Origin of the sequence: Halarchaeum nitratireducens (assembly GCF_017874695.1) — an archaeon.
Taxonomy (GTDB): Archaea; Halobacteriota; Halobacteria; order Halobacteriales; family Halobacteriaceae; genus Halarchaeum; species Halarchaeum nitratireducens.
This window is the reverse complement of the sequence record NZ_JAGIKY010000003.1, coordinates 94,705-113,899: the sequence shown is the minus strand read 5'-3', so window position 1 is coordinate 113,899 and position 19,195 is coordinate 94,705. Positions and strand designations below refer to the sequence as shown.

At 69.5% G+C, this 19,195-nt stretch carries 27 protein-coding genes and 1 tRNA gene; 14 read left to right on the top strand and 14 right to left on the bottom strand.

All coding sequences use genetic code 11. The features are described 5' to 3' along the window. Positions 1–236: 236 nt before the first annotated feature. The 3 genes from J2754_RS04315 to J2754_RS04305 are packed head-to-tail and all read left to right on the top strand — an operon-like array spanning position 237 to position 1,800. Entirely contained in the window at positions 237–1,097 is an 861-nt protein-coding gene (locus J2754_RS04315) for a TSUP family transporter (protein WP_211086858.1), read from the top strand. A 45-nt stretch (positions 1,098–1,142) separates the two neighbouring features. Continuing rightward, positions 1,143–1,328 (top strand): DUF1918 domain-containing protein, encoded by a 186-nt coding sequence (locus J2754_RS04310; protein WP_188878062.1) that lies wholly within the window; start codon positions 1,143–1,145, stop codon positions 1,326–1,328. Positions 1,329–1,383: 55 nt separating this feature from the next. Then, positions 1,384–1,800 carry an RNA-binding protein gene (locus J2754_RS04305; protein ID WP_188878060.1) on the top strand — a complete coding sequence of 139 codons (417 nt, stop codon included), beginning with the start codon at positions 1,384–1,386 and terminating at the stop codon, positions 1,798–1,800. A 4-nt stretch (positions 1,801–1,804) separates the two neighbouring features. Here the strand turns inward: J2754_RS04305 and J2754_RS04300 are convergent, their stop codons facing one another. After that, positions 1,805–1,993 carry a DUF7501 family protein gene (locus J2754_RS04300; RefSeq protein ID WP_188878059.1) on the bottom strand — a complete coding sequence of 63 codons (189 nt, stop codon included), beginning with the start codon at positions 1,991–1,993 and terminating at the stop codon, positions 1,805–1,807. 81 nt (positions 1,994–2,074) lie between these two features. Between J2754_RS04300 and J2754_RS04295 the strand changes: the two genes are divergently transcribed. From J2754_RS04295 to J2754_RS04280, 4 genes are all read left to right on the top strand, one after another. Then, entirely contained in the window at positions 2,075–2,779 is a 705-nt protein-coding gene (locus J2754_RS04295; protein ID WP_211086765.1) for an RNase P subunit p30 family protein, read from the top strand. 18 nt (positions 2,780–2,797) lie between these two features. After that, positions 2,798–3,277, top strand: a complete 480-nt coding sequence (locus J2754_RS04290; RefSeq protein ID WP_211086764.1) for an Rpp14/Pop5 family protein — start codon at positions 2,798–2,800, stop codon at positions 3,275–3,277. Positions 3,278–3,283: 6 nt separating this feature from the next. Next, complete coding sequence (psmA, locus tag J2754_RS04285; RefSeq protein ID WP_188878056.1) at positions 3,284–4,063, top strand: archaeal proteasome endopeptidase complex subunit alpha; 780 nt, start codon at positions 3,284–3,286, stop codon at positions 4,061–4,063. Positions 4,064–4,509: 446 nt separating this feature from the next. After that, a complete protein-coding gene (locus J2754_RS04280; RefSeq protein ID WP_188878055.1) occupies positions 4,510–5,235 on the top strand; it encodes a ribosome assembly factor SBDS in 726 nt (241 codons plus the stop codon). A gap of 133 nt (positions 5,236–5,368) precedes the next feature. On the opposite strand, the gene J2754_RS04275 is transcribed toward J2754_RS04280, so the two are convergent. Together J2754_RS04275 and J2754_RS04270 are read right to left on the bottom strand one after the other, a co-directional pair. Continuing rightward, positions 5,369–5,689, bottom strand: coding sequence for an FUN14 domain-containing protein (locus tag J2754_RS04275; protein ID WP_188878054.1), 321 nt, complete (start codon positions 5,687–5,689; stop codon positions 5,369–5,371). 154 nt (positions 5,690–5,843) lie between these two features. Continuing rightward, positions 5,844–6,827: a hypothetical protein gene (locus J2754_RS04270; protein ID WP_211086763.1), complete on the bottom strand. Its 984-nt coding sequence runs from the start codon at positions 6,825–6,827 to the stop codon at positions 5,844–5,846. A gap of 135 nt (positions 6,828–6,962) precedes the next feature. Between J2754_RS04270 and J2754_RS04265 the strand changes: the two genes are divergently transcribed. Together J2754_RS04265 and J2754_RS04260 are read left to right on the top strand one after the other, a co-directional pair. Then, positions 6,963–7,529: a DUF7978 family protein gene (locus J2754_RS04265; protein ID WP_188878052.1), complete on the top strand. Its 567-nt coding sequence runs from the start codon at positions 6,963–6,965 to the stop codon at positions 7,527–7,529. 75 nt (positions 7,530–7,604) lie between these two features. After that, positions 7,605–8,315, top strand: coding sequence for a helix-turn-helix domain-containing protein (locus J2754_RS04260; protein ID WP_188878051.1), 711 nt, complete (start codon positions 7,605–7,607; stop codon positions 8,313–8,315). A gap of 125 nt (positions 8,316–8,440) precedes the next feature. Here J2754_RS04260 and hmgB read toward each other — a convergent pair whose 3' ends face one another. The 9 genes from hmgB to J2754_RS04215 form a co-directional block, all read right to left on the bottom strand. After that, positions 8,441–9,778, bottom strand: coding sequence for a hydroxymethylglutaryl-CoA synthase (gene hmgB, locus J2754_RS04255; RefSeq protein WP_188878050.1), 1,338 nt, complete (start codon positions 9,776–9,778; stop codon positions 8,441–8,443). A 72-nt stretch (positions 9,779–9,850) separates the two neighbouring features. After that, positions 9,851–10,018 carry a hypothetical protein gene (locus J2754_RS04250; RefSeq protein ID WP_188878049.1) on the bottom strand — a complete coding sequence of 56 codons (168 nt, stop codon included), beginning with the start codon at positions 10,016–10,018 and terminating at the stop codon, positions 9,851–9,853. Next, entirely contained in the window at positions 10,015–10,182 is a 168-nt protein-coding gene (locus J2754_RS04245; RefSeq protein WP_188878048.1) for a hypothetical protein, read from the bottom strand. Before J2754_RS04245 ends, J2754_RS04250 begins: the two co-directional genes overlap by 4 nt. Then, positions 10,179–10,340, bottom strand: coding sequence for a hypothetical protein (locus J2754_RS04240; protein WP_188878047.1), 162 nt, complete (start codon positions 10,338–10,340; stop codon positions 10,179–10,181). Before J2754_RS04240 ends, J2754_RS04245 begins: the two co-directional genes overlap by 4 nt. Positions 10,341–10,543: 203 nt before the next feature. After that, entirely contained in the window at positions 10,544–12,196 is a 1,653-nt protein-coding gene (locus J2754_RS04235) for an Ig-like domain-containing protein (RefSeq protein WP_188878046.1), read from the bottom strand. A 39-nt stretch (positions 12,197–12,235) separates the two neighbouring features. Continuing rightward, complete coding sequence (locus J2754_RS04230; RefSeq protein ID WP_188878045.1) at positions 12,236–12,823, bottom strand: DUF2150 family protein; 588 nt, start codon at positions 12,821–12,823, stop codon at positions 12,236–12,238. 82 nt (positions 12,824–12,905) lie between these two features. Then, on the bottom strand, positions 12,906–13,751 hold the full coding sequence (locus J2754_RS04225) for a TatD family hydrolase (protein WP_188878044.1): 846 nt from the start codon (positions 13,749–13,751) through the stop codon (positions 12,906–12,908). 110 nt (positions 13,752–13,861) lie between these two features. Beyond that, a complete protein-coding gene (locus J2754_RS04220) occupies positions 13,862–14,320 on the bottom strand; it encodes an NYN domain-containing protein (protein WP_188878043.1) in 459 nt (152 codons plus the stop codon). A 101-nt stretch (positions 14,321–14,421) separates the two neighbouring features. Continuing rightward, the gene (locus J2754_RS04215; protein WP_188878042.1) at positions 14,422–15,162 is read right to left on the bottom strand and encodes an SDR family oxidoreductase; all 741 of its coding nucleotides are present in this window, start codon (positions 15,160–15,162) and stop codon (positions 14,422–14,424) included. Positions 15,163–15,282: 120 nt separating this feature from the next. On the opposite strand from J2754_RS04215, the gene J2754_RS04210 reads away from it, so the two are divergent. After that, positions 15,283–16,953 (top strand): hypothetical protein, encoded by a 1,671-nt coding sequence (locus J2754_RS04210; protein WP_211086762.1) that lies wholly within the window; start codon positions 15,283–15,285, stop codon positions 16,951–16,953. Between the two features lie 103 nt (positions 16,954–17,056). Next, positions 17,057–17,446 carry a DoxX family protein gene (locus J2754_RS04205; RefSeq protein ID WP_188878040.1) on the top strand — a complete coding sequence of 130 codons (390 nt, stop codon included), beginning with the start codon at positions 17,057–17,059 and terminating at the stop codon, positions 17,444–17,446. Positions 17,447–17,472: 26 nt separating this feature from the next. On the opposite strand, the gene J2754_RS04200 is transcribed toward J2754_RS04205, so the two are convergent. Both J2754_RS04200 and J2754_RS04195 read right to left on the bottom strand, forming a co-directional pair. Next, positions 17,473–17,640 (bottom strand): DUF7838 family putative zinc beta-ribbon protein, encoded by a 168-nt coding sequence (locus tag J2754_RS04200; RefSeq protein WP_188878039.1) that lies wholly within the window; start codon positions 17,638–17,640, stop codon positions 17,473–17,475. Between the two features lie 49 nt (positions 17,641–17,689). Further along, positions 17,690–18,112 carry a methylated-DNA--[protein]-cysteine S-methyltransferase gene (locus tag J2754_RS04195; protein WP_229772821.1) on the bottom strand — a complete coding sequence of 141 codons (423 nt, stop codon included), beginning with the start codon at positions 18,110–18,112 and terminating at the stop codon, positions 17,690–17,692. A 122-nt stretch (positions 18,113–18,234) separates the two neighbouring features. On the opposite strand from J2754_RS04195, the gene J2754_RS04190 reads away from it, so the two are divergent. The 3 genes from J2754_RS04190 (at position 18,235) to J2754_RS04180 (ending at position 19,171) form a co-directional block, all read left to right on the top strand. After that, positions 18,235–18,492: a glutaredoxin family protein gene (locus J2754_RS04190; protein WP_188878037.1), complete on the top strand. Its 258-nt coding sequence runs from the start codon at positions 18,235–18,237 to the stop codon at positions 18,490–18,492. Beyond that, complete coding sequence (locus J2754_RS04185) at positions 18,489–19,019, top strand: cob(I)yrinic acid a,c-diamide adenosyltransferase (RefSeq protein ID WP_188878036.1); 531 nt, start codon at positions 18,489–18,491, stop codon at positions 19,017–19,019. Before J2754_RS04190 ends, J2754_RS04185 begins: the two co-directional genes overlap by 4 nt. Before the next feature lie 77 nt (positions 19,020–19,096). After that, positions 19,097–19,171 (top strand) — tRNA-Val (locus tag J2754_RS04180). The last annotated feature ends 24 nt before the right edge of the window (positions 19,172–19,195 follow it).

Genomic DNA, 19,195 nt, shown 5'->3' with positions numbered 1-19,195 from the left:
CCGGGACCGGCGACGAGTGCGCGCGCGGTCGTAGGCGTCTGAGCGGCCCCGAACAGCGATACAGACCACTGATCCGGTCGACGAATCCCGTCGCGGCTTCGCGCGGTGATCGCCTGCTCTGAGGGGGTTTCCCGTCCCGAACGCGTACGGTGAGCCACAGAGAGATGGTGAGTTCGGCGACCCGCGCGGCGACGTTCGTTAGGAACCTCCGAGAGCTGCGGTACCGGGAGCTGCTGATGGCGTTCGCGGCGCTCGCCGTGTTCGCCGGGAGCGTCGTCCTCTTCCCGGGGACGGAGAGCGTGGCGAGGGGGATTCAGGGCGGTGTGACGCCCCTCCTGTTCGCGTTCCTACTCGTCGTCGCGGTGATCGCGGGCGCGGTGAAGGGCGCGGTCGGCTTCGGTTACGCGCTCATCACGACGCCGATATTCGCGTCCGTGATCGATCCGACGATGGCCGTCGTCGTGTTGGCGATCCCCCCGTGGATGATCAACGTCTTCCAGGTGGGCGAGACGAACACCGGCCTCGCCTACGTTAGACGCGAGTGGCAGCTCGTCGCGCTCGCGCTCGTCGGGAGCGTCGTCGGCGTCTACGTCCTCGCGTCGGTCTCGACGGGACCGCTCGTCCCGTTCGTTATCGGCGTGATCCTGCTCGGTTACGCGGCCTATCAGGTGGCGACGTCGTTCGTCGTCGTGGAGGGCGCGCACCACCCGGTGTTGCTCGGGCTCTTCGGGCTCTTGGAGGGGTTCTTCCTCGCGGTGGCGAACCTCGGGCCGCTCCTCCCCGCCTACCTCCACACGTTCGAGCGCGACCGCGAGCGCTACATCGGCGGGCTCTCAATGGTGTTCACGGTCGTCTTCACGGCGCGGATCGTCCAGATGGCGTTCTTCACTGACCTCCTGACGACGTATCGACTCTGGTTGGGCTGCGCGCTCGCGGTCGTGACGCTCGTCGGCCTGCTCGCCGGAACGGCGCTGCGCCGGGTCGGCTTCGACGAGCGTCGCTTCGACTGGGTCGTGACGGCGATGCTCGTCGTCATCAGCCTGAACATCCTCCGGAAGACGGGGCCGGCGGTCGCCCGTCGGCTCCTCGGGTCCTGAGGGGGAATCGGGGCGCTTTTGCGTGGCCCACACCGAACGCGGAGTATGAGCTTCGAAGAAGGCGATTCCGTGGTCCTCCACGACGAGCACAGCGAGTTCGACGGCGAGACCGGCGAGATCACGCAGAAGGTCGAGACGATGTTCGGCGACGCGAACTACACCGTCGCCTTCGAGGACGGACAGGAGCAGGGCGTCCCCGAGGACAACCTCGAAGCCGCCGGCGAGGACTAGTCGCACCGACCCCGAGAGTCGTACCCTTTTGCCGCTCGGGCGCGTCCGAACGCCCATGAGCGTCCCCTTCCACTACGTCGACCTGCGCACGTTCTGTTACGACACGGAGGACGAGGCGCGCGTCGAGCGCGCGCTCAGACACTTCCTCCCCGAGGAGTTCGAGGTCCAGCGCGCGGAGAGCACCGGACACAACGGCGATCGGATCGTGGTGCTGTCGGCCCGCGTCGAGAACGCGGACGGGATCCGCCACGTCCTCGACCGCCTGCGCGACGGCGCGGACGTCGACCGCCTGCGCGAGGAACTCGACCAGCGGGTGAACGAGAACTGCGCGTTCATGGCGCACCTCGACAAGCAGGCCGCGTTCGGCGGCGAGAGCCGACTCGGTGAGGGCATCTCCTTTCGCGCGAAGGTCGAGGCGTACCCGGCGACGCGCGAGGCCGCGGTGGAGAACGCCCGCGAGGCGCTCGCCTGACGCTTCAGGACGTCCACTCGCCACCGATGTCGTCGGCGATGTTCTCGCGCCACGTCTCGAAGGCGGCCGCGCAGTCGGGGTGCTCCTCGACGTGTTCGATGAAGCCCGCGCCGCCGTCGCGGACGGCGGCGCCGCACCACGGGCAACGCTCGGGGTCCTCCCAGTCGACGTCGGTCGGGTCGGCGTCTGTCACGTGGGAACGTTCGGCACGAACCGTCAAAACCGTAGCGGTGAGACCGCACCGCTTTAGCGCGCGCCGCGCGTCCCCGTCCGTATGTACGAGGCGGTCACCGCGACGCCGGACGGGGAGAGCACGGTCCGGCGTTTCGCCGCGACGGCGGCCCGACAGGGGTTCGACGGCGTCGTCGTCCGGAACACCGAAGAGGCCGACCCGGCGTTCGACGCGACAGCCGTCCGCGAGGCGCACGACGTCGACGTCGTGGACGCCGCGGAGATCGTCGCCGACGATCCGACCGGCGCCAGCGGGCCGCTCAGCGAAGCGCGTCGCGCGCACACCGTGCTCTGCGTGCGCGGCGGTACGCCGAAGCTCAACCGCTTCGCCGCCGAGGAGGAGCGCGTCGACGTCCTGACGAAGCCGATGGCGGGACGGGGCGACGTCAACCACGTCATCGCGCGGGCCGCGGCAGACCACGACGTCCGCGTGGAGTTCGACCTCGGGGACGTGTTGCGCGCGTCCGGCGGCCCGCGCGTGCAGGCGCTGCGCGGCCTCCGAAAGCTCCGCGAGCTCGTCGAGCAGTACGACGTCCCCTACGTCGTCTCGGGGTCGCCGAGGTCGCACCTCCAGATGCGCGCACCGCGGGAGCTCCGGGCGCTCGGCGAAGCGATCGGCTTCGATGCCGCGGCGATCGAGGCCGGCCTCGCGGAGTGGGGCGTCCTCGCCGAGCGGAACCGCCGGCGGCGCTCCGCCGACTTCATTGCGCCGGGGCTCGAACGCGGACGACATGACACGGAGCGCTGAGGGACGCGCGGGGAAACCGTGAAACACCTCCCGAAACACCTCCGCCCGCGCTGGCGCTACCTCCTCGTGGGGATCGAGACGTGGCCGAACGCCGACGTCTCCCGGCGGGACTTCCAGCGGAGCGTCTGGTTCGCCGCCCAGAACCTCCTCGGGGACGCCGCGAGCGCGGACGCCGACCTCCGCGTCCTCAGCTACGAGTTCGACGCCGGGGAGGGCGAGGCGGTCGTCCGCGCGCGCCGGGGGTACGTCTCGGAAGCGCGGGCGGCGCTCGCGTGCGTCGACGCCGTGCGCGACGACCCCGTAGGGGTCCGCGTACGGGGCGTCTCGGGCACGGTCCGTGCCGGTGAAGAAAGGTATTTAGGACGCGCGCGTGAAAATTCGGCAGAGGAAGCCGTCGTGTTCAGGAACGCCACCGCACAGGCCGTCAGCCGCGACGGCCTGGTCGACGTCACCGTCGACGGTGGGTTCGTGGGCGCGACTCGCGCTGATTTGGAGTGACACATCATGCAGGGACAAGCCCAACAGCAAGCGTACGACCGAGGTATCACTATCTTCTCACCCGACGGCCGACTCTATCAGGTCGAGTACGCGCGTGAGGCCGTCAAGCGCGGATCGGCCTCGATCGGCGTCCGCGCGAAGGACGGCGTGGTGCTCGTCGTCGACAAGCGCATCCGCTCGCCCCTGATGGAGGAGACGAGCGTCGAGAAGATCCACAAGGCCGACAACCACATCGGCATCGCGTCCGCGGGGCACGTCGCCGACGCCCGCCAGCTCATCGACTTCGCGCGCCGCGACTCGCAGGTCAACCGCGTGCGCTACGACGAGCCGATCGGCGTCGAGAGCCTCACGAAGGACATCACCGACCACATCCAGCAGTACACGCAGGTCGGCGGTGCGCGCCCGTTCGGCGTCGCGCTCCTCATCGGCGGCATCGAGGACGGCGAACCCCGTCTCTACGAGACCGATCCCTCGGGCACGCCCAACGAGTGGAAGGCGCTCGCTATCGGGTCGGGCCGCGACGACATCCAACAGCACCTCGAAGACGAGTACAGCGAGGACGTCGCACTGGAAGACGCCGTCGGCCTCGCACTCGCCGGCCTCGGCGAGGTCCACGAGGACGGCCTGACGCCTGAGGGGATCGGCGTCGCCACCGTGGACGCCGAATCCGGCTCGTTCATCGAGCTCACCAACGACGAGATCGAGGAGTACCTCGTCGAGAACGACCTCCTCGCTGAGGACGACGAGGGCGACGCGGACGCGGACGCGGACGAGCAGTCCGAATAACCCACCACACCTCCCCCGTTTTTTCAGACCGCGGAGTGGCGACGCTCTGAGACGAGACCACGAAACGGCCCCCGGTGGGCCCCAGTCTTCCGAGCGGCTTCAGTCCCCGTCGGAACGACTGGCACGCAACTGGAAACGAACGAATCTGAATATATCAATCTCCATATCCAGCGTGTCCCAGTTGTCACGGACGCTATTGAGGAGGAACAGCGACCCTCCAAACAGAGCTAGCAAAACCGCCAAAATCGAAAGCAAACCTACAGACATGTCTCTCGCTGGCGCAACTGCGCCAGCGGTCGACCGTTTGAACGCCCCTGTCATATCCGTACCGGAGGATGGAATCGCGCCGCTCACGACTCGCGGTTTCACCGCTCGCGTACTCGTGGCTCCTCCGGAACCACGTCTTCCCCGGAAAGGCCTTCAACCGTCCGCCGCAACTGTCGGACATGATTTCGCTCGACGAGGCCGTGACGGCCCGTTTGGAGTCGCACGGCGAGCGCTTCGAGGTGCTCGTCGACCCGGACGCCGCACTCGCCATCAAGCGCGGGGAGTTCGACGGCGAACTGGAGGACGTCATCGCCGCGCGCGACGTCTTCGAGAACGCCTCGCGGGGCGATCGGCCCGCGGAGGAGGACTTGGAGACCGTCTTCGGGACGACGGATCCGATGGAGATCATCCCCGAGGTCATCGAGCGGGGTGAGATCCAGATCACGGCCGAGCAACGCGAGGAGATGCAGGAGCGAAAGCGCAGACAGCTCGTCAACACCATCGCGCGCAACGCCGTGAACCCGCAGATGGACAACGCGCCCCACCCGCCGGAGCGCATCGAGTCCGCGCTCGAACAGGCGGGGTTCACGGTCGACCCGATGGAGCCCGTGGAGGCGCAGGTCGACGACGCGCTCGACGCGCTCCGGCCGGTCATCCCGATCCGCTTCGAGGAGGTGACGGTCGCGGTCAGCCTCCCCGCGGATTACGCGGGCTCCGGCCAGGCGCAGATCCGGGAGTTCGGCGAGCTCGAACGCGAGGAGTGGCAGTCGGACGGTTCGTGGGTCGGCGTCCTCACCTTCCCCGCGGGGATGCGAAACGAGCTCTACGACCTCGTCGCGGAGGTCACGAGCGGCGAGGGGGAGACGCGCGTCATCAAGGACAAGGACGACCTGCGAACGCGCTGATCGATCAACGAGGTGACCGATCGGCGCGCGATCGATCGAGGGAGCGTCACGGCGGCGAGAAAGGACACGGGTACGGTCGAGACCGCACGACGCGGCCGACGTTCCGGACTCGCGGATCGCGGACGTGCTCGGCCTACCCCTTTCGGAAGCCGACGAGGAACCCGCCGGTGAAGCCGGCGGAGATGGAGAGCGTCGAGAGGATCGACATCAGCCACGAGGGCGGCGTCGACGACGCGGCGTCTTGACCGGCGCTGAGGAGGCCGGCGCTGAGGCGGTCCCACTTCACGACGAGGATCCCGCGCGATTCGAGGAAGGCGAAGAGGGCGAGCTCGATGCCGATGAGGACGGCGATGAGCTTCGCGACCTTCTTCGCGGCGAACCCCGTGACGCCGCCGATGACGGCACCAGAGCCGAAGTGGAGCCCGAGTTGACCGGGATCGATACTGAGAGCCATACGGTCGCTGGGTCGCCTCGGGGCATCACTCTTGTGGAGCCGCGTCGTCTCCGATCGCCGCCCGTTCGGGGTCCGGGGGTCGCTCGGGCGGCGTCGCCCGTCGACCGTCGATCGAGAACGGGGGACGCGCGTCGCCCACTGTCGCGTCGAGTCGTCAGCGCTCGATGATCGTGCCGTTTGCCCCGACGGCGATAGCCGGTGTGCCGAGGACGAGCGCGTCGAGTTCCGTCTGGACGGGTCGCGTCGTCTCCCAACGCCCGAGCCATCTCGCCAGCGTCGCCCCCGCAGGGATGTCGCGTCCGGGACGGTGGAGCACGGTCCCGTCGGCCCCGACGGCGGAGACGCAGCCACACGAACCGATTTCGACGGCGGCGAGCGTCGCCTCGCAGGGATCGGCGTCGTCCCATCCGTCCGCCGTCTCGCTGTAGAGCGCGCCGCCGACGGCGTGCACCGTTCCGCCGGCGACGGTGACGCCGCGCAGCGTCGCGTCCGCGTCGTCGATTCCGATCCGGTCCCACGATGCCCCATCGCGCGTCTCGAAGACGTCCCCGTTCGAGTCGACCGCGACGACGCGTCCGTCGGCGGCCGTCGCGTCCCGAATCGCCGCCCCGCTTCCGGGCGTCGCGTGCGTCCAATCGCGCTCGCGCTCGCGCTCCCCGGTCGAGACGTGGACGTGCCCGGAGCTATCGGCGACGTAGACGCTCGTCCCGTCGCCCGGTTCGAGCGCGACGCTCGTGAACTGATTCGTCACGTCGTCCGGCGCGCGGTGGGTGGTGACGTCGCCCGTCGCGGCGTCGACGACCGCGAGCGCGCCGCTGGCGCCCGCGATCCAGACGCGCTCGCCGTCACTCGCGGCGGCGTGGAGGTTCGATCCGTTCCCGTCCGGGCCGTTCGCCGTGAGGACGCGCCACTCGCCCGCGTCGGGGGTGCGTTCGAGGATGACGCCGCCGCCGCCGACCGCGTACGTCCGATCGCCCGCGCGCGCGACGCCGTGGAGCGCCCGGTCGGTCGGCGAGTCCACCGGCTGCCAGTCGCGCCCCGATCCCGTTCCGGCGGCGCTCGCGGTTCCCGTCGTCCCCCACGCGAGCGCGGCTCCGGTCGCGGCACCGAGGACCCGTCGACGCGAGACGTCGACCATCGTGTCCGACGGTTCGGCCGGACCCGGTTTCAGCTTGGTGGCTGTCGAGCGCGCCACGCGTCCGGCATCCCGCGAGATCGTTTGGCGCTCGAAACCGACGCAACGCCTTTCGTGCCACCCGACGAAGTGCGGGTCATGGCACACGACACGTCGCGCGCCGTCCCGTGGCTCCCCGCGGCCGTCACCGGAGCCGTCGCCTTCGCTCTCGAGTTCCTCGTCGTCTACCTCTGGCAGGCGAACCGGGTGCGCGAGAACCTCGAAGGGCTCAACGCGATCATCGAACTCGTCGGCGGGCAGGCGATCCCCGCGTGGAAGGTCGTCGGCTGGCTCTTCTACAACGCGCACTTCGTCGACCTCACGCGCCCGGCGCTCGGCGGCGGGCGGGCGACGACGAACCTCATCGCGAGCGGCAACGCCCCCCAGTTGCTCTACGTCCTCCCGCCGCTGTTCCTCCTCGTCGCGGGCGTCGTCCTCGTCCGCTACGTCGGCCTCGCCGCGCCCCGCGACGGCGCGCTCTGCGGGACCGTCGTCTCGCTCGGCTACGCGATCCCGGCGTGGATCGGCGTCTTCGCCGTCCGGGTCACGACCGACGGCGCGTGGATGGGGCCCGCGGTCGCCCTCGGGCTCGTCCTCGCCGGCGTCGTCTACCCCGTCGCTTTCGGGGCCATCGGCGGCGCCCTCGCCGCGCTCACGAGCGACTGAGCCGGTCGAGGGTGTATCGGCACCTGTCGAACCCGCTCCGACACGCATTAGGTCACGTATCGGGTTGAGGGGCGTATGGATTCGGACGCGCGCGCCGGCCTCGCGGAGCGTATCGCGGGCGAGATCACGCTCAGCGACGATCCCGGCGCGACACTGCGCAAGTGGCGCACCGACTTCGACGTCTCGCAGACCGAGCTGGCCGACCAGCTCGACGTCTCCTCCTCCGTCATCTCCGACTACGAGAGCGGACGCCGTGAGAGCCCGGGGATCGGTCTCGTCTCCCGGCTCGTCGTCGCCCTCCTCGACATCGACGAGCGCCGTGGCGGCGATCGGATCCGGCAGTACGCCCGCGTCCTCTCCGCGGGCTTCGAGAGCGACGTCGTCCTCGACCTCCGCGAGTATCCGGCGACCGTCCCGCTCGCGGACGTCTACGACGCCATCGGCGCGACCGAGATCGTCTCCGGCGATCGCGACCGCGTGAGCGGACACACCATCATCGACAGCATCAAGGCCATCACTCGACTCACCAGCGACGAGTTCTACCGGCTCTACGGCCAGTCGACGAACCGCATTCTCGGCTTCACCGGCGTCACGCGCGGCGAGTCGCCGCTCGTCGCGCTCCGCGTCGTCAACCCGACGCCGAACGCCGTTCTCCTCCACGGGCTGGACGAGGCGGACCTCTGGGAGCACGCCCCGCGACTCGCCCAGCGCGACGGGTTCTCCCTCGCCGTCTGTACCACCCCGGTCGACGAGATGCTCGACGCGCTCCGCTCGATCGCCGACTAAGCGTCGAGCGCGCCGTCGTTCCGACCGGCGCTCGGCGCGTCTCGGTTCCGGTTCCGTTCCGCGCCACGCTTCCGCCCGCTCGTTCTCACGCGGTCTCGTCAGCCCACGCGATCGCGTCAACCGCGTCAGTCCACGTATCGGTACGTCCGCTCGTTCATCGGCCCCCAGCCGTCGAAGACGAACTCGTCCTCGGGGGTGGTGAACGCCGCCATCTCGGACTGCTTCGCGTGGTTGTGACGGTCGTGGACCCGCTCGTACTCCGAGAACGTGAGGTCGTACCGAGCCCCGAGGCGATCGAAGATCGAGAGCGCGTCGATCTCCTCGCGCCACCCCTCGCGGACCGTCTCGGCGTGCACCTCCGCCTGCGCGCCCGACCCGTAGGAGGCGACGAGCAGTTCCTCGTCCGCGAGGTCGCGCCCGCTCTGCGCGGCGTGGCGGAGCGCCGAGAGGCGTGCGAGGTGGACCGACCCCGTGTACCAGTTGCCGACGCGCTCGCTGAGCGCCAGCGTCGGCTGGATGCGCGCGTCGTACCACTCGCGGTACTCCGGACGCTCTTTCAGCGCGTCCGTGTAGTCGCTGACGGCGTCCTCGAACGCGCCCTCGTCGTCGAACGCCTCGCGGCGCGGCTGGCGACCGATGTCCGCGGCGAGGGCGTCCTCGACGTCCGTCCCGCGGATCGTGTGTCGGTACGCCAAGAGCGCGGCCTTGCGTACCATCCCCGGATACGGCGTGTGGAACGGCGCGTACGCGTAGTCGTCGGGCTCGACGCGGCCCGCGACGCTCTCGAAGTCCTCCAGCGCCTCGCGCATCCGCGCGAGATAGACCTTGATCGAGCGCTTCCCGTCGACGCTCGGGAACTGCTGATTGGGCTTCAGGAAGTCCGTCTCGTCGGCCGACCCGTACCCCTGTTCGACGGAGAGCGCGACGAGCGAGGGGTCCTCGGTGACCCACATCGCCACCGCGCCCGCGCCCTGCGTCGCCTCGCCCGCGTCGCCGCGCTCGTAGAGGGCGGTGTCGCTCGCGATCACGAGCGCGCCCCGCCCCCGGTGTCGCCCCGCGCGGATCCAGTTGCACGCGTCGTCCAGACTCTGGGTGCCCGCGATGCAGGCGAACTTCCGCTCGCCCTTGTTCGCGTGGTGGAAGTCGCCCTCGTACACCTGTTCGAGGCAGCCCGCGATGTAGGTGGAGACGGGCTTCGAGTTGTCGAACGCGGACTCGGTGGCGACGTCGATCCGGCCGACGTCGTCGGGAGCGAGTCCCTTACGTTCCATCAGTCGGTACGCGGCGTTCGCGCCCATCGTCACGATGTCCTCGTGGGCGTCGGGGAACGAACTCTCGCGGAGCCCCAATCCCTTCGTGTACTTCGCCGGATCGTCGCCCTGCTCCGGGGCGAACGTCTCGGCGAGGTCGAGCGACAACTTACCGGTCCAGACCTCGACCGCGTCGATGCCGACGGCTGTCATGGGCTGTCATTCACGAAACTGGCGTATGTGTCTGTCGATAGGTGCTTCGACGGGTGACGAACGCCGCGGACGCTACGACGCGTAGACGTCGCTTCGTGACGGGGACACGGTCACGCCGTCGCCGCAGAGCAGCCGCTGCCACGACGCCGTCGCGCTCGTCCCCGCGGCCACCGGGAACGCGGTCGGAACGGAGACGCGCACGGGCCCCCGCGCGATCAGTCCGCCCTGCGGCGTGCTCACCGGCGCGGGATCGAGCGCGACGCTCCCGACGCCTTCTCCGCGTAGTCGCCGCGTAGGACGACGATCTCCGAGCGCCCCGAGAAGTTCTCCGTCGCCAACCGTCCGGTCGCCGGCGGCGGGTTCCGCCCGTTCGTCTGACCGGGATAGCGCGTCCCGAGCGTCACCGGGACGGGCCGGGCCGGGCGTCGCCCGACCACGACGTCCGCAGGATCGCGTTTCGCACCTCGACGAGCTGATTCTGGACGGTCTGGCTGTGCCGGAACGCCGCCCGCGCGTTCGACGCCGGCACGACCTGCGCCTGATAGAGCGACAGCGCGATCACGAGCATCCCGAACAACAGTATCGCCGATCAACCCGGCGACCGTGCGCTCGTCGCTCATGCCGTCGCGTTAGTCGGCAGAGAGCCTAAAGGGTACGGTGAATACGAAGGACCGTCTGGTCGGAGGCCAAGTGATTAGTGATTCCTGGGCTCAATGATGCCGATAGAATCGGGTTATTCACACCTGATTCGGAGGTGAGAGACCCTCAATATGCACCGTTCTGGAACGAGAGCGTTTGCGTCGATCCGTCGGAGAACGTGAACGTGATTCGGACAGGCTCGTTCTGCACGTCAACCGGTTCGACCCTGTCGTTACCTTGTCCGGGATTACCCCAAGGGGGCCAGCCGTTTCCTTGTCCGGTACCACTTGGCTTCTGGAACCGTTGTAGACGTACGACGGTTTCTTCGCTCGCCTCGATCGTTGCATCGCTCGTCAGCGAGACGGTTTCGCCGAGAGGATAGTAGGTGAGGTCGTTGTTCGCTGTGTTATCGTCGTTGGCGTCGTAGTAGCCATCTCCGATGTGTATTTCCGGCTGCCCACTACTCTGATCCTGAAGCCGAGTCGCATCGCTCGACGGGAGGGAAACGCTGATCTTCGTGATTGTGGCGGCTTCAGACGCAGTCATCGTAAATTGAATCGTACTTCCTCCGTTGTACGGCCCGGCGTCGCCGTTGTAAATTAACGTCTCTCTATCGTTGGGATCGTTATTTTCGTCATCACTCGTACTGCTGGGAACGGTCACCGTGAAGTTCGTCCGCTGCACTCGTGGGCCGTCGGTCCCGTTCGGCCCGAACGAGACGTTCACACTGTACGTACCGCTCGTTTCCGGAGCCGTGTAGTCGAATCTCGCTTTTCCGTTCCTGTTTGTAATCTGGCTCGTATCTTGGATCTCTCCGCCATCTGTACTCGCGTTTATTATCATTCCCGCGTAAGGATTGAGGTACTGGTCGTGCGCCTGTACACTGAGGCTGATGGTCTCACCGCTGGACACCCGCAACGCTTGCGCCGATTCCCGCGTGACGTACGCCGGCTCGCTCGTCGCTTCACCCCCCACACTCACGGCCCCGATTCGGAGGGTCGCGTTCGTCGCCGAGACGTTCACACGGCCGTCACCTCCAAGTTCGCTCCGCGGGAGCAGGTCGCTCCACGTCGTACCCGTCCCGCTCACCGGGTAGCGCGTCGGGAGCGAGACGTTCAACGAGCCGTTCACGTAGGTGCCGCCGCTCGGCCTGCTCACCGACTCGGGATCGACCGTCGCGCTTCCGATCCCGGTCTCGCCGTAGTCGCCCTGGAGGACGACGAGCGAGACGCGATCGCCCGACGCCGAGACGAGCGAGTCGTTCGTGAGCGGGAGGGAGCGCGGATCGCCGCCGCTCGTGAAGGTGTTGTAGAGGAGGGTGTTCTCGTAGACGGTCGTCGGCGCGTTCCGGTACTCGTTGTAGTCCGGCGTGTAGACGAGCGCGCTCGTCGGGTAGGTGAGAGTGTGGCCCTTACTCTGCAAGTACGCTTGTAACCCCTCCGGCCCGCTCGCCGCGCGAACGTTCGTGACCGTGACGTTCCCCAACTCCGCCGTCGCTAATTGGCCCGTCGCGGGCGGCGGATTGACCGCGACGGTCCGGCTGGGGTAGCGTGTACCGAGCGTCACCGAGGTCGGCTGGCTGTTCCCCGACCACGCCGTTCGGAGGATCGCGTTTCGGACGTCCTCCAGTTGGTTTTGGACCTGCTGGCTGTGTTCGAACTCCGCGCGTTGGTTCTCGCTTGGAACGACCTGGGCCTGATAGAGGGAGAGGGAGATGACGAGGATGCCGAACAGTAACACCGCGCCGATGAGTCCGGCGACGGCCCTCCGATCGCTCATTGGCACGGCTTTCGGCCGGCGTAGTCGTAAACCCGGCGGTTACGCCGACTCCTCGTCGTCCTCGATGACCTCCGGGTCGGCGAGGGCGCTCTGGAGGCTGTCGAGTCCGCTCAGCCAGTCCGTCAGCGGGCCGTACTCCAGTTCCTCCGTGATGGAGAGGTCGATCTCGTCGCCCTCGAAGAGGCGCGACCCCGCGCCCGCAACGAGATCGAGTGCGCGATCGAACTCCTCGTCCTGCTCGGCGGCCGCGGCCGCCTCGACGTACTCCTGGACGCTGGCGTCCTCCGCGGCGCCGTTGGAGACGTAGACGTCCGCAGAGTAGAAGACGGCGACGAGGCTCGTCTGGACGCCCTCGACGAGCATCCGCTTGTCCTCGTCGTCGAACTCGGGTTCGGCGAGGACGACCTCGCGGATGGATTCGAGTTCCGCGACCGCCTCGTCCTGCGTGATCTCGTCGTCCTGGTGGGCGGAGACGATCTTCGCCACGGCGATGGCGACGTCGTCTTGGAGGTTGTAGAGCAGGCGCGCGGAGTCCTCGTCCTCGGGATCGAGGTCCTCGTCGCGGAGTCGATCGAGCCAGTTTTGCCAGCGTTCGGCGGAGTAGAACTCCTCCTCGGTGTCGCTCATACCCCATACGTCCGGAGCGCGGGACAAATGCCTTTCCTATGCGCGACGGCGCGTCACGCGCTCGCACGCCCGCCTCGCGCCGTCAGTCGAGCGTCGCGGTGGTGTCGATGCCGTAAACCGCGTCGGGCGTCTCGACGTGCGCCCGGCGCACCGCCGCATCGTCGCCGCGCTCCTGGAGCCACGCTACCCGCCGGGGCACCGTCTTCGGCCCCATCACCGCGCCCGGCCGGTCGGCGTCGTCCACGTAGTCCGTCTCCATCAAGAACGGCTCGTCCGACGCGACCGCCTCGTTCAGGTACTCCTTCTCGCACATCACGCTCTTCGTCACGCCCGCGAGCGTCCCGCTCGCGTAGTGTTTCACGACGCGTTCTGGCGGCACGCCGGCCGCCTCCGCCCACGCCGCGACGTCCGTCAGATCCTCCGTGGCCTCGGTGTGCAACTGGAGGGCGACGCCCGTCTCCGCCGCGCAGTCGAGGGCGTGGCGCAGCACGCGGTTCGAGGCGTCCCACACCTCGTCGCTCACCTCGTAGTGTGGGCGCCCGGACTTCAGCGCGACCGCCTCGCCGTCGGCGGCGTACTCCGCGGCGACGTCGAGGCCCGCGCACAGCAGTTCGGCGGCCTCGTCGGGCGCGAAGCCGCGCTCGTCGACGAGCCGCGAGAGCAGTCCGGGATGCACCCCGAGGACGGGCCACGCCCGCCCGCGGAGTTCCGCGGTGGCGTCCGCGACGATCCCGAGGGTCTCCTCGAAGACCGGCCGGAAGTCCGCGCCGACGTCCGCCTCGACGCCGAGGTGCCACGAGGGCTTGTTCACGACGAGCAGGTGCGTACCGCCCGCTCGCGCGAACTCCCGGACGGCGTCGATGCCGCGCGCGCCGTCGCGGTCGAGGTGCAGGTGGTCGTCGAGGACGGGGGTCCCTAGATCGCGCATACCGATGGTCGGGGTTCCACGAGGAAAAACCCGACCCGTTCGGCCGCTCGACGCTCCGGATCGCGTCGTCGCTCGCGTCATCGGCCGCGTCGCCGCTCGGGGCGTCGGACCTACTCCCCGCCCGGTTCTTCGAGGACGAGCGCGTCGTCCGCGGCGTTTCGCAGGGCGTCCGAGCGGCCGTGTTCGCCCGGCGCGATTGCGAGCGTCCCGACGCCGTTCTCCCCGGCCTTCTCCAGGACGGGCTTGAAGTCGGTGTCGCGCGAGGCGATGGCGAGCAGGTCGACGTGCTCGCTCAGGACGAGTTCGGTCGCGTCGACGGCGAGTTTCACGTCCACGTCACCGCTCGTGACGCGGACGTCGTAGCCGCGCGCCTCGCCCGCCTGGATGAGGCCGGGCGTCGCGTGTTCGTCGAGGTAGAGCCGCGAGACGACGAGCCGTCCCTCCTCGCGGGCCGCGTGCAGTACGTCGTCCAAGTCGACGTCGAACTCGTCGCGCAGGACGTTCGGGCCGTCGACGAAGAGCGCGACGCCCGCCTCGCCGCCCGTCAGGGCGTCACGGAGCCGTTCCATACCGCTCACTGGGCGGCCCGCGAGTAAAGCGGTGGCGAAAGCCCGCTCCGAGCACGACGACGCGTGTCCCGTACCGTCCGAGGGACGGACGCGCCGTGGCGTTACGGCTGTCCCTGGCCGGTCGGACGCACCATGAGCTCGTTGACGCTCACGTGTTCGGGCTGATCGGTCGCGTAGACGATGGCGCGCGCGATGTCCGCGGGCTGGAGGACGTCCATCTCCGCGAGCATCTCCTCGGTGTGGTCCTGGATGTCCTCGTCGGGGATGTGATCGGCGAGCTCGGTCTCGACGAATCCGGGTTCGATCAGCGTCGTCCGCAGGCCGTTGTCGGCCTCCTCCTGGCGGAGCCCCTCGGTGAAGGCGTTGACGCCGAACTTCGTGGCGCTGTATCCACTCGACGTCTCGCCCGCGACGCGGCCCGCGACCGACGAGACGTTGATCACGTGGCCGCCCTCGCGGAGGTGCGGGAGCGCCTCCTTCGTGGCGTTCATCAGCCCGATGAGGTTCACCTCGATCATCGTCCGCCAGTTCGACGGGTCGGCGTCCGCGACGGCTTCGAGGAGCATCACGCCCGCGTTGTTCACGAGGACGTCGAGCCCGCCGAGCTCGTCGACGGTGTCGGCGACCATGCGAACGACCTCGTCGCGCTCGCTGACGTCCGCGGGGACGACGAGCGCCTCGCTGCCCGTCGCCTCGACGCGGTCCGCGACCTCTCGAAGGCGCCCCTCGCGGCGCGCGGCGAGCGCGACGTCCGCGCCGGCCTCGGCGAGCTGGACGGCGGTCTCCGCACCGATCCCCGACGATGCACCCGTGACGAGCGCGACGCTGTCGTCTTCGATCATACCTCATCTATGCGCCCCGTCCCCATTGTGCTCCGGGGAATCGGCACGTCGCGCCGCGGCCACCGGGGGTCGGGCGCGATCCGAGGGGGTGAAACCCGACGAGCCCGTTCGGGGAGACGAATGGCGCAACGCTTCCGCTGGACGCACACGCTCGCCGACGGCCGCGACGCCACGGTTTCGCGCGTCGCCGGGGCGCACGAGAGCGGCGACGACGCGCGCCGGCGCTACGACTGCCGACTACCCAGCGACGTCACGGCGTCGACGCCCGACGAGCGCGTGCGCATGACGCGCGAGGACGGGGACGGCGACGATCGCCTCATCGTCGTCGTGCCCGACGGCGCGGGCGTCGTCCGCCTCCGACTGACCGCCGAGGACGGCCGGAGCGCGATCCCCCTCCTCGGCCCGACGCTCGGCGCCGCCCTGACCGACGCCCTCCGCGGCGACGGTGACGCCGCGCGCTCGCTCGTCGCGGCCCGTGGAACCGCCGTCGCCGCCGTCCACGCCTGCGCGCACGCCCTCGACACCGAGGGGATCGTCGCGCTCGTCGACGCGCTCGCCGACGCGAGCGGGACGGCCTCCGACGAGCTGCACGCCCGCCGATACGCGCTCTGTCGCGCCGCCGCGCGCGGTACCAACGGCCTCGCGGTCACCGGTCCCGAAGCCTTCGAGGCGCTCGTCGACGGCCTCGATTCGGCGGCCGAGATCGGCGAGGTGGACGCGCTCGACGCCCTCGGTGATCTGGTCGCGGTCCACGGCCTCGACACCGTCCGGGCCCTCGGCTACGACCTCGTCCGACTCGCGCACCGCGGCGACGGCCGCTTCCGAGCGTACTGGCTCGCCGCGCTCGCCCGCGACCGCGGGATCGACGACGCCCGCGACGTCGCGGGGGCGCACGAGAGCGGCGACGACGACTACGCTCGGCTGAAGGACCGAGCGGTCACCGCCGAGTACCGCGAACGCGGTGCGGCGTGGCGCGCGCTCTGCGGCCCCGCGAGCCGCCGCTCGCGGGAGACCTTCCGGTACGTGCTCGCCAACGCCTGTTACTGGACGGGCGAGACCGGCAGAACGGACGCCCGCGCGGACGAGCTCTGCTACGAGGGTGCGCTCGCCGCCGTCCCCGCCGACCTCGACTGGATCCGCGTCCGCGCGCGCTACGAGCGAGCGCGCGCCGTCGGCCACCGCCACCAGAGCGCGACGAACCACGCGCTCGCCATCGCAGCCTTCGAGCGCGCCCGCGACGTCGCCGCGTCCTGCCCGGACGACGACGTGGCGCCCTGGGACCCGCTCTACAGTCGGACGGTCGTGGCGTCGAACGCGCGTTCGGCCGCGGGCGACCACGCCGGGGCCGTCGGGGTGTTGGAGGACGGTCTCGACGCGCTCGCGGCGTACGACATCCCGGAGACGCGCGCCGACGAGATCCGACATCACCTCCGCGGTCAGCGTCACGAGCGCCTCGCGCTCCTCGCCCGCCGCGAGGACGACGGGGCGGTGGAGACGCACCTCGACGCCGCCGTCGAACACTACGAGGCCGCGGATCTCGATCGCTCGCGCGACCGCGTCGCCGCGAAGCGCGACGACGCCGCGAACGAGGACGCGACCGACCGCGCGCGACGGGCGGCGCGTTCGGCGGGCGGCGCCGGTCCGGCACCGCGTCCCCCGAGCGACGACACCGGCCCGTCGCTCGCCGACATCCCGGACCTCCACGACTCCCTCACGGCGAGCGACCCGAACGCCGTCGGGAGCGCGGACCCCGGCGTCGTCGAGCGCGGACCGCGGGATCCCGAGTACTAGGCTCTCCGTCACGCGGCGCGCGGCCCGCGACACGGCGACCGATACCGGCGGTACTCTCGGAGAGGGAGACGACTATACCGATCGATACCCTCCGGTTACGCCGATGACGGACGCTGACGACACGGGCACTGTCCCGTCACGATTGAGTCGCCTCCTCTTTGCGAGCGGTCTCGCGATCCTCGCCATCCGGAACCTCACCAACCTCGACGGTCGCATCGCCTACGCGGACGCGAAGGGCGTCCCGGCCCCCGACAAGCTCGTCCCCGCGGCGAGCGCGCTCCTCCTCGGCGGGAGCGCGAGCATCGGCTTCTGGAAGCTCCCCCGGCTCGCCGCCGCCAGCATCGCCGGGTTCTTCCTCGGCGTCACGCCGGTCATGCACGACTTCTGGAACGTCGATGAGGAGTCGCGCGGCGAGGAGCTCACGTCGTTCCTGCAGAACCTCACGCTGCTCGGCGCGGCCATCGCGTTCTACGAGCACGCCACGCGGGACTGACGCGCGAGCGCGAAAAACGGTCCTTCTTACGCCGTCGACGAGTCGATGTCGCCGTTCACGCGGACGAACCCGTAGTCGCACTCCGGGCAGTACCACTTCGTCTTCAGCCCGAGGTGGAGGTTGGTCGCCGCCGCGCGGTAGAACGTCTGCTCCTCCTCGCACTCCGGACAGTCGTGATCGAGCTCCGTGGCCATGCCTCCGGGTCGACGCGCGAGGGTGTTTAACGTATCGGGACCGAGCGCGCTACACCGGTAGCGTCGCCTGCCGCGAGCCGTCGAGTGCGCCCTCGTGTTCGAGCAGGCGCCGCTTCACCCCGAGCGCGTCCGGGTGGTCGATCGAGAACCCCCCGAGACCGTCCGCCGCGACGACGCGATGGCACGGGACGACGATCGGGACGGCGTTGCGCCCGCAGGCCTGCCCGACCGCGACCGCCGCGCTATCGAGCGTCGCCGCGAGGTCGCCGTACGTCCGTGTCTCCCCGTACGGGATCGCCGCCATCGCGGCCATCACCTCGCCCGTGAACCCCTCGGCGTAAGTCACGCCGACGTCGAACGCCGTTCGCCCCCCGCGTTCGTACGACGCGAGCTGTGCGCGGAGCGACGACTCCGCGACGTCCAGCGGGCTCGTGTCGATGTCGAACGTCGCCCCGAACGCGCTGTATCGCACGCCTCTATCGAGGAGAGACGGACGCATAAAGGCACTCGCCGCACCGAGCGGGCGTGGGCGTGCGACGCCGCGGACGACGCACAGGCGGGACCTTCTTTGCCCCGCGACACGCACACGTCGGCGTGAGTATCACGCTCTACGCGCTGGAGGGGTGTCCCTACTGCGAGCGGGTGCACGACGCCCTCGACGCGAACGACATCGACTACGAGACGGTGTGGACGGCGGCCCTGCACTCCGAGCGCGACGCGGTCAAGCGAATCAGCGGCCAGCGGGCCGTCCCCGTCCTCGTCGACGACGAACGCGGCGTCACGATGCCCGAATCCGAGAACATCTGTACGTACGTCGAACGAACGCTCGCGGACGCCGAGGCGGGGACGTGACCATCTACACCGGCCGCGGCGACGAAGGCCGCACCGACCTCCGCGGAGCGGAACGCGTCTCCAAGACGAACCCCCGGATCGAGGCCTACGGCACCGTCGACGAGGTGAACAGCCTCCTCGGCGTCGCGCTCCCGACGGGCTACGACGACGTCGATCGCGCCCTCCACGACGCACAGCATCACCTCCACGTCGCGCAGGCCGACCTCGCCAATCCCGACCCCGACGAGGACCCTCGAATCACCGACGCACACGTCGAGACCGTCGAGGGCTGGATCGACGACGCCGACGACGAACTCGAGCCGCTCACCAACTTCGTCCTCCCCGGAGGGAGCGAGTCCGGCGCGTCCCTTCATCACGCTCGCTCGGTCGCCCGGCGCGCCGAACGCCGCGCCGTCGCGCTCGCCGAGGACGAGGCGATCAACGAGACCGTCGTCGTCTACCTCAACCGCCTCTCGGACGCGCTGTTCACGCTCGCCAGACTCCTCAACGCCCGCAACGGCGTCCCCGAAGACGAACCCACGTACTGACACGGTGTGTGGGACCGCGTCGGCGCTCGGGGTCGAATAAGCAGCCTTAAGTCCGCCCTGCCGCTACCACGTCGTGCGGGTCGGTGGTCTAGTCCGGTTATGACGGCTCCTTCACACGGAGCAGGCCGGCGGTTCGAATCCGCCCCGACCCACTCGGTTCCTTGCCGCTCGTGAAG

Bases quoted from the DNA above. Each gene is read 5' to 3' on its own strand.
- J2754_RS04230 (WP_188878045.1), bottom strand. From the start codon at position 12,823: ATGAGCGACACCGAGGAGGAGTTCTACTCCGCCGAACGCTGGCAAAAC.
- J2754_RS04295 (WP_211086765.1), top strand. From the start codon at position 2,075: ATGTACGAGGCGGTCACCGCGACGCCGGACGGGGAGAGCACGGTCCGG.
- J2754_RS04280 (WP_188878055.1), top strand. From the start codon at position 4,510: ATGATTTCGCTCGACGAGGCCGTGACGGCCCGTTTGGAGTCGCACGGC.
- J2754_RS04200 (WP_188878039.1), bottom strand. From the start codon at position 17,640: ATGGCCACGGAGCTCGATCACGACTGTCCGGAGTGCGAGGAGGAGCAG.
- hmgB (WP_188878050.1), bottom strand. From the start codon at position 9,778: ATGACAGCCGTCGGCATCGACGCGGTCGAGGTCTGGACCGGTAAGTTG.
- J2754_RS04265 (WP_188878052.1), top strand. From the start codon at position 6,963: ATGGCACACGACACGTCGCGCGCCGTCCCGTGGCTCCCCGCGGCCGTC.
- J2754_RS04305 (WP_188878060.1), top strand. From the start codon at position 1,384: ATGAGCGTCCCCTTCCACTACGTCGACCTGCGCACGTTCTGTTACGAC.
- J2754_RS04260 (WP_188878051.1), top strand. From the start codon at position 7,605: ATGGATTCGGACGCGCGCGCCGGCCTCGCGGAGCGTATCGCGGGCGAG.
- J2754_RS04235 (WP_188878046.1), bottom strand. From the start codon at position 12,196: ATGAGCGATCGGAGGGCCGTCGCCGGACTCATCGGCGCGGTGTTACTG.
- J2754_RS04310 (WP_188878062.1), top strand. From the start codon at position 1,143: ATGAGCTTCGAAGAAGGCGATTCCGTGGTCCTCCACGACGAGCACAGC.
- psmA (WP_188878056.1), top strand. From the start codon at position 3,284: ATGCAGGGACAAGCCCAACAGCAAGCGTACGACCGAGGTATCACTATC.
- J2754_RS04205 (WP_188878040.1), top strand. From the start codon at position 17,057: ATGACGGACGCTGACGACACGGGCACTGTCCCGTCACGATTGAGTCGC.
- J2754_RS04215 (WP_188878042.1), bottom strand. From the start codon at position 15,162: ATGATCGAAGACGACAGCGTCGCGCTCGTCACGGGTGCATCGTCGGGG.
- J2754_RS04270 (WP_211086763.1), bottom strand. From the start codon at position 6,827: ATGGTCGACGTCTCGCGTCGACGGGTCCTCGGTGCCGCGACCGGAGCC.
- J2754_RS04275 (WP_188878054.1), bottom strand. From the start codon at position 5,689: ATGGCTCTCAGTATCGATCCCGGTCAACTCGGGCTCCACTTCGGCTCT.
- J2754_RS04225 (WP_188878044.1), bottom strand. From the start codon at position 13,751: ATGCGCGATCTAGGGACCCCCGTCCTCGACGACCACCTGCACCTCGAC.
- J2754_RS04210 (WP_211086762.1), top strand. From the start codon at position 15,283: ATGGCGCAACGCTTCCGCTGGACGCACACGCTCGCCGACGGCCGCGAC.
- J2754_RS04220 (WP_188878043.1), bottom strand. From the start codon at position 14,320: ATGGAACGGCTCCGTGACGCCCTGACGGGCGGCGAGGCGGGCGTCGCG.
- J2754_RS04315 (WP_211086858.1), top strand. From the start codon at position 237: ATGGCGTTCGCGGCGCTCGCCGTGTTCGCCGGGAGCGTCGTCCTCTTC.